Below are 13,578 nucleotides of genomic sequence, written 5' to 3'. Positions count from 1 at the left end.
AGTGGCGGCGCGGGCGGCAGTGGCGGCGCGGGCGGCAGCGGCGGCGCTGGCGGTATCGGCGGCGCAGGCGGCACAGGCGGTATCGGCGGCGCAGGCGGTATCGGCGGCGCAGGTGGGCAAGGCGGCACAGGCGGCAGCGGCGGCGCGGGCGGCATGGGCGGCGCAGGAAACGGCGGCGCCGGGGGCCAAGGCGGCTCCTCGCTTCTCTGCGGCAACGACCTCATCGAGCCGGGCGAGACCTGCGACGACGGCAACACCATGCCTGCCGATGGTTGCTCCTCCCAATGTCTCCTCGAGCCCGGCACCACCTGCGGCGACGCCGTCGACCTGCTCGCCAAGGGCCAGATGCAGGGCGAGACGCTCGTGTATGCCGGCACCACGATCGGCTCTCCCGTCCTCGGGTTCGGCGCGCCAACCTGCTCGGCCGGCGGCACGATGGCGCCTGCGATCGTGCATCGATACGTCACGGGCTCGTCTCCCGCGCGCGTGACCTTCGAGACCACGGACATCGGCGGCGCGCTCGACGATACCGTCGCCTGGGCTTACCTCGACTGCCTCGACACCAGCGCCGAGCACGCTTGCGACGACGACAGCGGCGACGGCCCCCTCGCGCGCGTCGAAACCGCGGTCTTGCCGCCCGCGACGCCCGTCTTCCTCGTCGTCTCGGGTTATGCGGCGGCCGACGTCGGCCCCTACGAGCTCCGCGTCACCGAGCGGCCTTTCGCCCCCGTCGAGGCCTCGGGCACCTGCGCAATGCCCTCCTCTGCATCCGCGGGCAACTACGCCGGCACCACGCTCGCCGCGGACGCCGCTGACCTCTCCGCGAGCTGCACCGGCGGCGGCCCCGAGGCCGTGTATGCGCTCACGCTCTCCGGCCCGGCCGATCTCTCGGTCCGCGTCGCGCCCTCCTCGCCCCTCTTCGACGTCGGCGTATACCTGCTCGACGCTTGCGCCATGAATGCAAACGAGCTCGCTTGCGCCGACGCCGAGCTCGGCGGCCACCCCGAGTCGTTTGACCTGACGAACCTCGCCGCCGGCACGTATTACGTCGTCGTCGACGGCTTCAGCGCGATGGATGTCGGCGCGTATGGCCTCGAAGCGACGATCCGCCCCGTCCTCGCCTCGGGCCTCGCCTGCGATCCGTCTGGAAAGACAAACCGCTGCGCCGCCGGCGCGGCCTGCGTCGACCTCGGCATGGGCCCCAAATGTGCCGCGGTGACGAACCTCCTCGCGCAGGATTTCTCGACGAACTTCGACCCGTTCTCCACCGTCGACGCCGGCGGTGACGGCAAGGGCTTCTACCGCTGCGACCCGCTCCTCGGCTGCCCCCAGGACAACACCACGGGCAGCGCCTCCGGCGGCGCTTACATGCTCGTCAAGGACGAGCTCGACGTCGCGCTCGACGGCGAGATCCTCGCCTCCCCGACCCTCGACGCGGCCCCGTTCACGCGCGTCTTCCTCGAATTCGACCACAATTTCGACCACTGGACCTCGGCCACGGACCGCGCCGCGGTCGAAATCTCCGTCATGGGCGGGCCTTTCAGCCCCATCGCCGCGTACACGCTCGACGCTTCGGGGCACGTCCGCATCGACCTCTCGGGGCTCGTCGCGGGCAAGCCCTTCGCCATCCGCTTCCATTACGACGACCAGACCGCCGGAGGCGACGCCCTCGCCGAGGAATGGCGAATCGACGACGTCCACGTTTACGGATTGTGACGCTCGCGCCCGACGCGGCGCACCATCCCTCGCGGCCTATCGCGAGGGTGGACGACGCTATCCAGCGGGAGTATGGGAGCGGGGCGAAACGTCCCGTTGCGTGACGGGGAGGAGGAATTCCATGAAGGTCTACGGTCATCCGGCGAGCACGTGCACGCGCAAGGTCCTTTGCGCTCTGGCAGAGAAGGGCGTGGATTACGAGTTCGTGCTCGTCGACATCATGAAGGGCGAGCAGAAGAGCCCCGAGCACCTCGCCCGCCATCCCTTCGGCGTCGTGCCGGTCCTCGAGGACGACGGCTTCGTGCTCTACGAGTCGCGCGCGATCCTGCGTTACCTCAACGCGAAGCTCGGCGGCCTCGCCCCGACGGACGCGAAGGACCTCGGGGTCATGGAGCAGTGGATCAGCGTCGAGCAGTCGTACTTCAGCCCGCCCGCGATGAAGGCGATCCTCGAGATCTTCTTCTCGCCGATGAAGGGCACGACGCCGGATCCGGAGGTCGTGAAGAACGGCAAGGAGGGCGCGGCGAAGGCCCTCGACGTGCTCGAGCGCGCGCTCGTCGGCAAGGAGTTCATCGCCGGCTCGTTCTCGATCGCGGAGATCACGTACGCGCCGTACTTCCAATACCTCTTCGACACGGGCCTCGGCGACATCGTCAAGGAGCGCCCGAACGTCGCGGCGTGGTGGAGCCGCATCAGCGAGCGCCCGTCCTGGCAGAAGGCGATCGGCAAGGCCCGCTGATTCGTTCGACGTCGTAAGAAATGAAAAAAGGCGCGCCGCCCGGGGAGAACCGGGGGCGCGCCTTTTTCGTTTCGCTCACTGCGAGCGCACGATCAGGTGGAAGCCGAACTCCGTCTCCACGACGTCGCTCATCTGGTTCACGGACAGCTCGAACGCCGCGTCCGCGAAGTTCTTCACGACCATCGAGCGCTCGATCTCCCCCACGGAGCCGCCGCGCGACGCCGCGCCGGGCTCCTCGCTGTACTCCTTCACCATCTCGTCGAAATCCGCGCCCTCACGCAGCTTGTCGCGCGCCTCCATCGCCCGCAGACACGCCTCCTCGCGCGTGCGCTTCATGGACGCGTCGGCGTTTTTCGACCCGGCGTACCTCACGAGGATGTGCTTGACGGTCACCTTCGGCGGCTCGCCGCTGAACTTCGCGCGCTGCGCGTTTGCCGTAGCAATACATTGTGCGGCCTTCTCCGCGTCCGGCCCGGCCGGCGCCGCCTCGGGCTTCGGCGCCTCGGCGACCTTCTCGGGCGCCTTTTCCGCGGGCGTGACGGGCTCCGGAGCTGCGCCGCCGCACGCCACGAGCAGCGTCGCGGCGAGGAGCGTCACGAAACCGCCTTTTCCTGCCTTCATCATTCCTTTTCTCCTTCTTTGTCCTTCGGCGCCTCGACGTTCGCCGCCTTCGCCTCAGCCGGCGCCGCCGCCGCGCGGTCGATCCGCTCGCGCAGCCGCCGATATGCATCCTTCATGCGCCCTCGATGCGCGCTCACCACGATCGCCAGGCCCACGAGCCAGAGCACCGCGATCGGGGCGACGGCCGTGTCCGTCACGTACACCAGCGTCGGACGGAACGGCCGATCCTTCGTCACGAGCTCACGGCTCGCGCTCATCGAATGCCGATAATCCGGCAGCGGCAGCGGCACCGGCGTCACGCCCTCCAGCACCCCGCCGCCCTTGTCCATCCAACCCTTGCCCGCCCGATCTTCGTCGAGCTTTCCGCCGCTCGCCGCCGTGGCCGGCGCCGAGGCCGTCTGCGGCGGCGGCTCGTAGCGGAGGTCCGACGATTTCATCGGCGCCCGCGAGCCCATCGCGGCGAGGCCGACGAGCCCCACGAACCCGAGCCCGCCGAGGAGCACGACCGTCGCGGCCACCCGCGCCGTGCCCTTCGCGAACACGCCCACGAGCCAGATGAGCCCCCAGAGCCCCAGCGCGATGAGCGAAAGAATGAACCCCGGCTCCCAGAGGAACCACAACGACGCGAGCACGATTCCACCCAGAATGCGGAGCGTCCGCAATCGCGACGCGCTCGTCCCCGGCCCCGGCCGCACCGCGGCCCACCCGGCCGCGAAGCCGATGCCCGACACCAGGAGATCGCTCCCCTCCACCGCCCATTTCGGCCGATCCCCGCCGAGCAGCGCCAGCGGGAACACCCCCGCGGGCAACCCCACGGTCAGATGCATGCGGCTCGCCGTCAATGCATACGACGGCATCGGCACCGTCACCGTCCCGAAGAGCGGCTTCAATCCCGTCTGCGAGAGCGATTGCACCTGCACGGATTGGCTCCCCGTCCGGAGGGGCACCAGGATCTCCTCCGCGTCCGCGCCCTGCCGCATGATCCGCTCGGCCTTCCCCGACGTGGACAGGAAGATCGGCCGGCCCGACGGGGCGAACGCGAGGTAATCGACGCCATTGTTCTCGTAGTTCACGTGATCCTGCGAGACCACGTCTCCGCGCGCCGTCACCACCACCGTCCGCTGGTGCGATTGCACCACCGCCGCGAGCGCGTCCACGGCCGCGAGCGGTGTCACGGCCGCCTCCATCTTCTGGCCTTTTTGCACCAGAAACAGCCGCGACGTCGGCTGCGACCGTGGAATGGGCGACTCGGCCGAATCGACCTGCCGCGCGTCCCCGGTCACGGCCACGCGATGCTCCGGATCGCTCTCGAGGAGCCACCACTCGTAGCCCGATCGCGCGTCCGGCGCCATCGCCTCGAGCTTCGCGAGCGTGCCCGTGATCGTCATCTCCGCCGTCCGGCCCGACGTCGGCAACACGAGCTCATTTCCCTCGACGCGGAAGCCCGTCGCGCCCGTCACGTCGAGCACCTTCTCGCCGAGCGTGAGCGGCAATCGCACGACCCCGAGGTCCGTCCCCGAGCGCATCACGAGCCGATATTCGAAGCTGATCTCGCGCCCCACGCGCACCGCGCGCGAGAGCTGGAAGACCGTGGGCCCCGCCTCGGCCGCCTTGTCTTGCCGGCTCAGGTGGATCGTCGTCCCCAGGATCCCGGACAAACGCGACCCCTCGACCACCGCGCCCGCCGCGAGGTCCGCCTCCAGCGTGTTCAGCGGCCCGGCGATCTGCAGCGTCAGATCGGTCCCGAGCGTCATCTTTCCTTTGAGCACGAACCGCTTGGCGGACGTGTGCAGGAAATACCGATCGCCCTCGAATCCGATCGCCGCTTCCTTGTCGTTCTCGGTCACGCCTTCGAGCCGCACCTCTTTCGGTGAACCGAACAGCGGCACGTCGACGGCCCCGTCCGCGAGCACCCGACCCACGAGCTCGAATTCGAGCGGCCCCTCCCCCACCCGGCCCGAGAGCTTCAGCGTCTCGAGCGTATAACATCGCGCCGCGCACGAAGGCCCCTTGCCCCGGTCCGCGATCCATTTCGACAGCGCGTCGAGCTCCCCGGCCCAGCCGCCCGGCGTCGGCGCCGGTTGCACGGGAGCCGGCGCCGCGGGCGGATCGGCCGCGCGCGCCATGCCCGGCGCGAGGATCAGGGCCGCCGACAGGATCCCGAGCGAGCGCCGCTTCAGGCCGAGAGAATCGCCTCGATCGGCAGCGCTCGCCCCAGGATCCGCTCGATCGTCGAGACGGGCGTCCCCGCGGCGGGCTTCACGTACCGTGCGTTCTGGTGATCGTCCGACGATGCCGTCCAGCATTTTTTATGCTCCTCCGCGAATGCGCGGAACGACTCGGCCACTTCCGCCTTGTGCCGCGACGTATAAACCTCGATCCCGCTCGACCGCAGCAAGACCGCGCGCGTCCTCTCCTTGTCGCGGTACCGCCCCGGATGGGCCACCACGTCGAGCGCGCCGTCCTCGCGGATGCAATCGATCGCCTCCTCCGGCGTCCACCCGAAGAGCTCCCGATCCTCCTCCCAGAACCGCACGTGATGATCACGGAACGCCGGAAACAACGTCGTCCGCGACGCGACGCGGTCCAGCATCGATTGCAGCGCCGGAAAATCGGCCGGCGCGAGCGCCTCGAATTCCCCTCCCGGATCGATCGCGCGCCGCTCCTCCTCCGTGATCCCTTCCATCCAGGCGAGCACGAACGCCTTCCATTTCGCCTGCACCCGCTCGCCACGCCGGTAGAGCGCCGTTTGCCGGAGGAGCGGCAACATCGAGAAGCGCGGCGGATAATACGCGAGCACGTGAAACTGCTCGGCCCGATCGGTCCCGAAATGCAGGAACGACGTCACCTCGAGGGCCGGCAGGAACAAGAGCCCCGCGTCCGCCGCTGCCCGCGCGGCGCGCGGCACGGCGGCGAGCACGTCGTGATCCGCCACGGCGATCGCGCGCATCCCGATCTCGCGACGGAAATTCACGTACGCCTCCGGCGTCGCGCGGCCGTCCGAGAACGACGTGTGCCCGTGCAGGTCCGTCGGGATCTGCATTCAGGGCAGCGTGTTCGTGATCGAGAACGAATAATTCGTGAAGGCCCCGTTCGGGTTGTCGTACTTGTCGGCCTTCAGCACCTTCGCGTTGTCCGCGTACCACTTCTCCGTGATGTTCGCGAACCCCGTGTAATCGGCGACGAGGTACGTCTTCACGTGCGTGTACATCATCATCCGCCGCGCCTTCGCGGGCACCTGGATCGTCGCCTCGTACGTCACGCGCCCCGCGCCCACGAACCGCGAATTCGGGGTCTCCGTGAGCGGCGCCTCGGGCCGCCAGTCGAGGCCGTCGTCGAAATGCACCCCGTAGGAGACCTCGTGCACGATCTTGCCGTAAATCGGGATCGTCACCATGCCGAACCGGCTCGCGCTCTGCGCCTTGCCGATCTGCGTGTCGATCAGCGATTTGTCGACGACCACGTCGGCCCGCCAGTCCGACACCGCGAGCAGGAGCTCGGCCCCCGCGATCGGATCGTCGCCCTCGACGATCCGGTTTCGTTTCGTCGACTGCGCCGAATCCATGAACAAGCTCTTGTTCGGCAGCTCCCCGCCGAACACCGCGAGCTTCGAAAGCTCCGCCGCCGTGATGCTCGCGGCCACGCCCGCGGGCGCGAGGTCCGTGATCGTGACCGCGAACGTGAGCCAGTCGGCCTTCGACGGCACGATGAACGTCTTCGTGATCGCTTTGAGCCCATACGAATCCGCGCCGCTGTACGTCGTCACCGCGGCCTTCAGGGAAGCGATCGTCGTCGCCTTGTCGATCGCGCTCACGGTCACCGTCGCCGTGATCTGTTGCAGCCGCGCGAGATCGGTCGGCAGCGGGCTGCCCGGGTAGAGCTTGTCCCAGAGCAGCCACACGGGCAGCTCGATCGAGAGCGCCTGGCCGGCGCGCAGGAACTCGTCCGTGTTCGCGTTGACGAGCTTCACCGTGAAGTTGCCCGGAAAGCCGTCGAGCGCGAGCGTGCCCGTGCCCGGCGAGAGCAAATCCTCGGCCTCGGCGATCGGCTCCTCGCCCGGCTCGATCGGCTCGGCCACGCACCCGGTCTGCGCCCCCGAGAGGGCGATGAGCCCCGAAGCCGCGGCGACGCCCGTCCCCGCCTTTCGCACCCTCACCTTGATCATTGCCCGAGGGTAAGATGAAGCCGCGTGCCGCGACAAGACCCGACCACACCCCTCCTTCGTGATCCCACCTCGCCGCCCGATCTCCTTTCCGTCCACCTGCGCGCGCGCGGCGCCTTCCCCGGCGCGAAGCCGAGCGCGCCCGTGGAGCTCCTCGGCGAGGCGTGCGACTGGCAAACGGGGATCCCGCTCGCCTCGACGCCGGGCGCGACGCCCGACGAGCGAATCGCCGAAGCCACGCTCGACCTCCCCGTCGGCCTGTATTCGTACAAGCTCCGCGCGGGCGGCGTCTGGTCGCTCGACCTCGACAACCCCCGGACGCGCTCGCGGGATCGCATTCGAAACAGCGTCCTCTCCGTCGGCGGCGCGCCCGAGCCGCTGCTCTTCGCCCCCGCGCCGCCGTTCGTCGTGCGAGCGCCCGAGGAGGACCATTTCATCCTGATCGCCGGCCTGCGCCGCGGTCATGGTGATTCGTTGCGCCTCGCATGGGAATCCGGCGACGAACGCGGCGCCCTCGAAATGACCCGCGCCGCCGAGGAGGACGAGCACCTCTTCTTCCGCGCCGAGCTCCCGGGCCCGGCGAGGCCCACCCGCATTCGATTCGATCCCGGCCCGAACGAGGCATTTTCCCTCGTCCCCGGCCCCGCGGACGATCTTCCCGCCTGGTGGAAAAACGCCGTCGTCTACACGATCTTCGTCGATCGTTTCGCCCCGCGCCCCGGCGCCTCCTGGGGCCACGATCCCGGCCGTGATCGCCCCGCCGGCGGCCACCTCGACGGCATTCGCCTCGCATTGCCGCGCCTCGCCGACCTCGGCGTCACCGTCCTTTATCTCACGCCCACGATCGTCGCCGCCTCCTGCCATCGTTACGACCTCGTCGATCCTCTCCAGATCGACCCGGCCCTCGGCGGCGAACCCGCCTTCGAGCGCCTCGCCTCGGAGGCCTTTTCCCGCGGGATCCGCCTCCTCGTCGACCTCGCCTTCTCGCACGCCGGCCGCGGCTTCCCGCCCTACGAGGACGTCCGCGCCCGCGGCCTCGACTCCCCGTTCGCCGCCTGGTTTCACTGGACAACCCCCTCCCGGGGCGCGCCGAAGCTTCGCCATTACGGCCGGCGCAAAGACGCCCCCTTGCTGAACCTCGATCACCCCGAGGTCCGGGCCCTCGTCCTCTCCGCCACCTCCTGCTGGGCGAAGCGCGGCGCCTCTGGCCTGCGCCTCGACATGGCCGCCGAGGTCCCCCACGACCTCGCCGTCTCCCTTCGCGACACCTTCCGCCGCGACAAACCCGACGCCGTCGTCCTCGGCGAGCTCGTCCCGGCGCACGCCCACCGCTGGACGAGCCGCGGCGCCCTCGATTGCGCCACCGATTTCGGCTTCCACGACGTCCTCGTCGATTTCCTCGCCAAACGCGCGATCCCCGCCGAGCTCGCGGCGCAGCGGCTCGCCCTGCTCGACCTCGATCGAGGCGCCCCCGGCGCCCGCTCGCTCCGGTTCGTCTCGACACACGACCACCCCCGCTTCGCCAGCGTCGCCCGCAAGCACGGCGGTCCTTCGGGCCGAAGCTTGCTCGGCCTCTTTTTCCTCCTCGCGTGGCCCGGCGTCCCCTCGCTTCTTTATGGCGAGGAATACGACCTCTTCGCCGAGACCCCGATCGCCGAGCCCGAGGACGTCTGGCCCGATCGAATGCCCCTCCCCCTCCGCCCGGATCCCGCCGGCGAGCGCGCCTTTGCAATCATCCGCTCCCTCCTCGCTCTCCGCGCATCTCACCCCGCGCTCCGCCGCGGCGCGCTCGAAATCCTCTTCGCCGAGGGCGGCCTCTTCATCTTTCGCCGCGCCCACGCGGGCGAGGTCCTCGACGTCGCCGTCAATGTCGCTTCCCCCGTCGACGTCGACCTCGAAGACGACGCATTCCCCTCCGCGTCGCTGCTCTTCGCGCTCGGCGAGGCGCGGCTCGCGGGCCAGACGCTCACGCTCGCCACGGACGCGGCGGCGCTCGTCCTCCGCGCCCGCTGAGGGCCCTGGCCACGGGCGCCCGATGCGCTACGCTGAAGGGCGACCCCGGCCCGACCGGCGCACGGAGCTTGCCATGAAAAACCTTTTTCATTTTGCAATTCTGATCCCGCTCGCCTCCGCGTCCCTTTATGCCTGCGACCACGAAGAGGGGGAGGGCGTCCCCGCGGGGTACGAGGACGTCGTCTACGGCGGCGCGACCACCGACGAGGCGCTCGCCGCCTTCCTCGCCGCCACCGAAGCGAGCCCGCCGGCGAACGTCGCCTCCCAGGCGCCCACGCTGACGTCCCCCATGGCCGGCGCGCTCCCGGCCTCCACCATTCCCACGTTTTCCTGGCTCGTCGGCGCCTCCTCGCGCCTCACGCCGCCCGCGCCCCCGGCTCTGCTCCGTGCCGAGCCCCGCGACGAGCCGCTCCTCGCCCCGCTCGCCGCGCTCCTCGGCCCCGTCCGCGCGGCGCATGCGCACGGCACGCCGTTCACGGGGTATGCGACCTGGCTCGTCGTCTCCTCGGACACCGATCCCAAGCTCGCCCGCGTCTTCACGAGCGAGACCTCGTGGAAGCCCACGGATTCGGTCTGGGCGCGGATCACCGCGGCCAAAGCGCCCATCACGGTCGAGCTCCAGGGCGCGCAGCTCGTCGACAACCGCATCGACATGGATGGCGGCCCCTTCCAGGGCAGCAAAACCACCTTTACGATCACGCCATGACCGCGATGCACCTTCGCGCCTTCGCCGCCGCCGCCCTGCTCACCGCCCTGCCCGCGTGCGGGGAGCCCCCGATCGAATATCGCTACGACCCGTACACGGGCGACGCATTCCCCGATCGACGCGAGCCCGTCGCCGTCCCCGCGGGCGGACTCGGAATCGTCACGGACAGCCTCTCGGACACGCTCTCGCTCCTCGACCTCGGCACCGGCGAAAAGCGAGGGTTTGTCCCGGTCGGCCGTGATCCCGTCGGGCTCGACGGCCCGCACCACGTCGCCGTCGATCGAGCGGGAGGCTTCGCCTACATCGGCCTCTCGTATCCCGTCGTGGCGACGGGCGGCCCGCACAGCTCGCACGGCAGCAGCATCCAGCCCGGCTACGTGCAAAAGCTCTCGCTCGCCGATTTCCGCATCCTCGGCCAGGTCCGCGTGGACGCGAATCCCGGCGACATCGTGGCCTCGGACGACGGCCGCCGCGTCGTCGTCTCCCATTTCGATCTCCAGCGCGCCATCAAGAACGCAGGCAACCTCGACAAGGCCCGCGCCACGCTCGCGCTCGTCGACCCCGACGCCGTCCTCCCCACGGGCTCGGTCGATCCGGCGCGGATCACGACCTGCGTCGCGCCGCACGGCATGGTCCTCTCGCGGCCCGACGGCGCCCGCGCGTACGTCGCCTGTTATGGCGAAGACGTCGTCGCCGTGGTCGACCTCGACAAACGCGAGGTGCTCGATCGAATCCCCGTCGACGCCTCCGGCGCCTCGATCGGCGATCCGAAATATGGCCCCTATTCGGCGGTCCTCTCCCCCGACGGAAAAACCCTGGCGCTCGGCAACACGGTCTCGAAGGACGTGCGTTTCTTCGACGTCGAGGCGAACGCGATGGATCCGGACCGCCAGATCGACACGCTCGGCGCGCCCTTCTTCCCGGCCTTCTCGGGAGACGGAAAGCGCCTGTGGATCCCCACGCAATCCCCGGACGCGCTCGTCCTCTGGGACCTCGAATCCGACCAGGAGATCACCCGCCGCGATTTCACGGCCACGGAATGCAAATGGCCCCACGTCGCCGATCGGCTCGACGACGCGCGGCTCGTCCTCATCTGCGAGGGTGATCACGTGGCGCCGGGCAAGGTCCTCGTGCTCGACGCGGCGACGCTCGCGACGCAAAGCGAGGCCGTCGTCGGCGTGTATCCCGACGGCATTGCCCAGATCCCGGGCTCGGCGCCCTGAGCCGACGCGGCCTCGGCGCTTCCATCTCCGTTGCCCAGGACTGCGAGCACAGAAACACGCGGGATCCCGGCGCATGGCGTTGTTCACGGGCTCCCGCGTGTATGGGCAATTGACACCCTGCCCATCGCGGTGGTACCGATGACCGCATGTCTCAATTGACGAATTTTCTCGAGCGCAGGCTCGCGCGACGCTTTCGCGCGCATGACCACGATCTCAATGGATTTTTGCAGCGACGTGACTTCGAGGTATCGGCCGTGCGTATGGCCGAGGAGTTCGGCCACGGGCCCGAATCTCCGGCCCGGCAAAGGCTCGTCGAGATCAGCTTGGGCTTGTGGGAGCACCTGCGAAAGGTCGCCGATTTCGACGCAGACGATCGCATCAGCTTGGCCGAGTACAAGGCTGCGTTCGCGGCGGGCATGCTCGAGACGCCGGAAACGTTCGATCAGAGCTATGTCCCCTACATCAACGCGGTGATGGACGTCGTCGATCTGGACCGCGACGGGAGGCTCACCGTTTCCGACGAGGTTCGCTGGATGGCCTCGTTGATGCGCGTGCCCGAACAGGTTTCTCGAGATGCGTTCCACCGCATCGACAAGGATGGCGACGGCTTCATCACCGTCAGCGATCTGGTCGAGGCCATTCGCGGTTATTACTTCGACGAATCGCCCGACTCCCCCGGCCACTGGCTACTCGGCCCGCTCGATTCTTGACCCCGAACGAGCTCGGTCATCCTTGCTCGCACGCCTTTCGTTCCGGCTTGCGGCCCCAAACCTGAAAGAACAGATGCGAAACGACCAGTGTATCGGGGTCGTCGCAATGGCGCTTCAGGTCTCGCGTGAGCGCGTTCAGCTCGTCGTCCTTGGCGAAGCCGCCCCTGACGAGCTCGTCGCGGACATTCTGGATGAAGTCGAGGAAGATGCTCCGGCGGTTATGGCCGTGCGGGTAGACGTGGGTCACCGGATTCACTTGAATCTCCGCGATCCCGGCGTCACGCAGCATCCGGTGGACTCTCCTCCCGATGAACAGGTCGACGCCCCTTGCGCGCGAATAGGCCTGAAAAATCTCGAACAGACGATCCCAGGCCGGGGAAGGCGGGTCGCACATGTGCGGTAGATAGTCTGCCTCGTGGCTCGCGATGACGCCGCCGGGACGCAGCAAAGAGACCATCTCTTCGACGACTCGTTCTGGCTCTGGAACGTTCACGAGCAGCAACCGACAGAACACCACGTCGAACGACGCTTTGGGCAGGTTCGTGGCCCTCGCGTCCCCTTGCACGACCTCGACGTTGGTCAGCCGTTGCTCCGCCACATACTCCCGTGCCGAAGCGACGAAACCCTCGTTCTTGTCCAGCCCGACCACGGTCCCAGACGGCCCCACGCGCTCGGAGAGCTGCTCGAGCACCCCCTGCGGCCCGCAGCCGAGCTCGAGGGCCCTTGCGCCCGGGCGAATCTGGCATCGATCGAGAAGCCACCGGGCCTCACCCGCGAGTTCCTCGATCTGCTTGCGGAGACGCTCTTCCTCCCGCTCGCTCTGCCCGAGCAGATAGATGTCGGATGCTGACATGCATTTCATCTCCTGAGGAGGGTGTTGGGACGTCAAGGAATTCCCAGATATGCGAGCAGATCCCCCATCTGCTCGTCGGACAGCACCTCCATCGAGAATGGCGGCATCTGCCCGCCGTACCCCAAAAACCCGCCGTGCCGCGTCTTCTGCACGAAGACGAGCCTCCGTTGCTCCGCCGTGTACGTGCCGAGCGGGTGCTCCGCGAGCGTCTGGTCCGGCAGAATGGGTGCCCGCGCCACGAGGCGGCCCTCGCCCGTCTTCACGGCGCCGTGGCAACTCTCGCAGGCGCGCGCATACACGCTCCCGCCCGCGGTCGCGTCGCCCGAGGGCGGCGCCGTGATCTGCACGGGCACCGTGAACGGCCAGGCCTCCTCGTCCGCGGGCCCCGCGGGCAGCGCGTCGAGGTATGCGAAGAGCGCGCGGCCCCGCTCGTCCTCGGCCGTCCAGGATTTGCTCGACAGCATGAAATAATAGAGGCAATGGTTCATCGAGCGGAGCAGCTCGACCTCCATTCCGCCCCAGTACGAGGCCCGCCGCGTCACGCCCGCGAGCGGCGCGCCGGGCAGGATCGGCCCGTCCGCGGACGGCTTCGACGTCGGGTGGCACGTCGCGCAGGAGAACGCATTCGCCTGGGTCTCGGTGAGGGTCGGGTCCGAAAAGAGCGCCTTGCCGTGCTCCTCCGCGGAAGCCTCCACGATCTCGGGCTCCGGTTCACACCCGCAAACGAGCCCCGAAAGGAGCGAGGCTCCGGCCAGAAAAGACATCCATCGCATAGGGCCCATCCTAGCAGCCGCCCATCGAGCTGGCTTGTGCCCGCCGCGCAGGCTGTAGTATC

12 protein-coding genes are annotated in these 13,578 nt (G+C 68.9%); 6 read left to right on the top strand and 6 right to left on the bottom strand.

The features are described from left to right. Together QHF85_RS41365 and QHF85_RS41360 are read left to right on the top strand one after the other, a co-directional pair. Positions 1-1,716, top strand: a 1,716-nt coding sequence (locus QHF85_RS41365) for a myxococcus cysteine-rich repeat containing protein (protein WP_281332958.1), incomplete at its 5' end; no start/stop codon positions are given. A 121-nt stretch (positions 1,717-1,837) separates the two neighbouring features. Then, positions 1,838-2,455 carry a glutathione S-transferase N-terminal domain-containing protein gene (locus QHF85_RS41360; RefSeq protein ID WP_281332957.1) on the top strand — a complete coding sequence of 206 codons (618 nt, stop codon included), beginning with the start codon at positions 1,838-1,840 and terminating at the stop codon, positions 2,453-2,455. Positions 2,456-2,530: 75 nt separating this feature from the next. Here QHF85_RS41360 and QHF85_RS41355 read toward each other — a convergent pair whose 3' ends face one another. From QHF85_RS41355 to QHF85_RS41340, 4 genes are read right to left on the bottom strand one after another with little or no spacing between them, the layout of a single operon-like run. After that, a complete protein-coding gene (locus tag QHF85_RS41355; RefSeq protein ID WP_281332956.1) occupies positions 2,531-3,079 on the bottom strand; it encodes a peptidylprolyl isomerase in 549 nt (182 codons plus the stop codon). Then, positions 3,076-5,202 (bottom strand): hypothetical protein, encoded by a 2,127-nt coding sequence (locus QHF85_RS41350; RefSeq protein ID WP_281332955.1) that lies wholly within the window; start codon positions 5,200-5,202, stop codon positions 3,076-3,078. Before QHF85_RS41350 ends, QHF85_RS41355 begins: the two co-directional genes overlap by 4 nt. A gap of 50 nt (positions 5,203-5,252) precedes the next feature. Next, entirely contained in the window at positions 5,253-6,119 is an 867-nt protein-coding gene (locus tag QHF85_RS41345; RefSeq protein WP_281332954.1) for a PHP domain-containing protein, read from the bottom strand. Then, positions 6,120-7,241 (bottom strand): hypothetical protein, encoded by a 1,122-nt coding sequence (locus tag QHF85_RS41340; protein WP_281332953.1) that lies wholly within the window; start codon positions 7,239-7,241, stop codon positions 6,120-6,122. It lies immediately after the preceding gene. A 24-nt stretch (positions 7,242-7,265) separates the two neighbouring features. On the opposite strand from QHF85_RS41340, the gene QHF85_RS41335 reads away from it, so the two are divergent. The 4 genes from QHF85_RS41335 (at position 7,266) to QHF85_RS41320 (ending at position 11,890) form a co-directional block, all read left to right on the top strand. Continuing rightward, positions 7,266-9,251, top strand: a complete 1,986-nt coding sequence (locus QHF85_RS41335; protein ID WP_281332952.1) for an alpha-amylase family glycosyl hydrolase — start codon at positions 7,266-7,268, stop codon at positions 9,249-9,251. A 73-nt stretch (positions 9,252-9,324) separates the two neighbouring features. Next, positions 9,325-9,957, top strand: coding sequence for a hypothetical protein (locus QHF85_RS41330; RefSeq protein ID WP_281332951.1), 633 nt, complete (start codon positions 9,325-9,327; stop codon positions 9,955-9,957). Continuing rightward, on the top strand, positions 9,954-11,180 hold the full coding sequence (locus QHF85_RS41325; protein ID WP_281332950.1) for a YncE family protein: 1,227 nt from the start codon (positions 9,954-9,956) through the stop codon (positions 11,178-11,180). Before QHF85_RS41330 ends, QHF85_RS41325 begins: the two co-directional genes overlap by 4 nt. 146 nt (positions 11,181-11,326) lie before the next feature. After that, a complete protein-coding gene (locus QHF85_RS41320) occupies positions 11,327-11,890 on the top strand; it encodes a hypothetical protein (protein ID WP_281332949.1) in 564 nt (187 codons plus the stop codon). Positions 11,891-11,906: 16 nt separating this feature from the next. Here QHF85_RS41320 and QHF85_RS41315 read toward each other — a convergent pair whose 3' ends face one another. Then, positions 11,907-12,743, bottom strand: coding sequence for a methyltransferase domain-containing protein (locus QHF85_RS41315; RefSeq protein ID WP_281332948.1), 837 nt, complete (start codon positions 12,741-12,743; stop codon positions 11,907-11,909). 32 nt (positions 12,744-12,775) lie between these two features. Continuing rightward, positions 12,776-13,516: a c-type cytochrome gene (locus tag QHF85_RS41310; protein ID WP_281332947.1), complete on the bottom strand. Its 741-nt coding sequence runs from the start codon at positions 13,514-13,516 to the stop codon at positions 12,776-12,778. Between the last annotated feature and the right edge of the window lie 62 nt (positions 13,517-13,578).

The organism is Polyangium sp. 6x1 (assembly GCF_029946515.1).
In the GTDB taxonomy this organism is placed as follows: Bacteria; Myxococcota_A; Polyangia; order Polyangiales; family Polyangiaceae; genus Polyangium.
This window is presented reverse-complemented; position numbering and strand designations above follow the sequence as displayed.

What these genes read in the sequence shown, in the direction of transcription:
- QHF85_RS41345 (WP_281332954.1), bottom strand. Translation starts at nt 6,119, where the DNA reads ATGCAGATCCCGACGGACCTGCACGGGCACACGTCGTTCTCGGACGGC.
- QHF85_RS41320 (WP_281332949.1), top strand. Translation starts at nt 11,327, where the DNA reads ATGTCTCAATTGACGAATTTTCTCGAGCGCAGGCTCGCGCGACGCTTT.
- QHF85_RS41340 (WP_281332953.1), bottom strand. Translation starts at nt 7,241, where the DNA reads ATGATCAAGGTGAGGGTGCGAAAGGCGGGGACGGGCGTCGCCGCGGCT.
- QHF85_RS41355 (WP_281332956.1), bottom strand. Translation starts at nt 3,079, where the DNA reads ATGATGAAGGCAGGAAAAGGCGGTTTCGTGACGCTCCTCGCCGCGACG.
- QHF85_RS41315 (WP_281332948.1), bottom strand. Translation starts at nt 12,743, where the DNA reads ATGTCAGCATCCGACATCTATCTGCTCGGGCAGAGCGAGCGGGAGGAA.
- QHF85_RS41330 (WP_281332951.1), top strand. Translation starts at nt 9,325, where the DNA reads ATGAAAAACCTTTTTCATTTTGCAATTCTGATCCCGCTCGCCTCCGCG.
- QHF85_RS41350 (WP_281332955.1), bottom strand. Translation starts at nt 5,202, where the DNA reads ATGGCGCGCGCGGCCGATCCGCCCGCGGCGCCGGCTCCCGTGCAACCG.
- QHF85_RS41360 (WP_281332957.1), top strand. Translation starts at nt 1,838, where the DNA reads ATGAAGGTCTACGGTCATCCGGCGAGCACGTGCACGCGCAAGGTCCTT.
- QHF85_RS41310 (WP_281332947.1), bottom strand. Translation starts at nt 13,516, where the DNA reads ATGCGATGGATGTCTTTTCTGGCCGGAGCCTCGCTCCTTTCGGGGCTC.
- QHF85_RS41325 (WP_281332950.1), top strand. Translation starts at nt 9,954, where the DNA reads ATGACCGCGATGCACCTTCGCGCCTTCGCCGCCGCCGCCCTGCTCACC.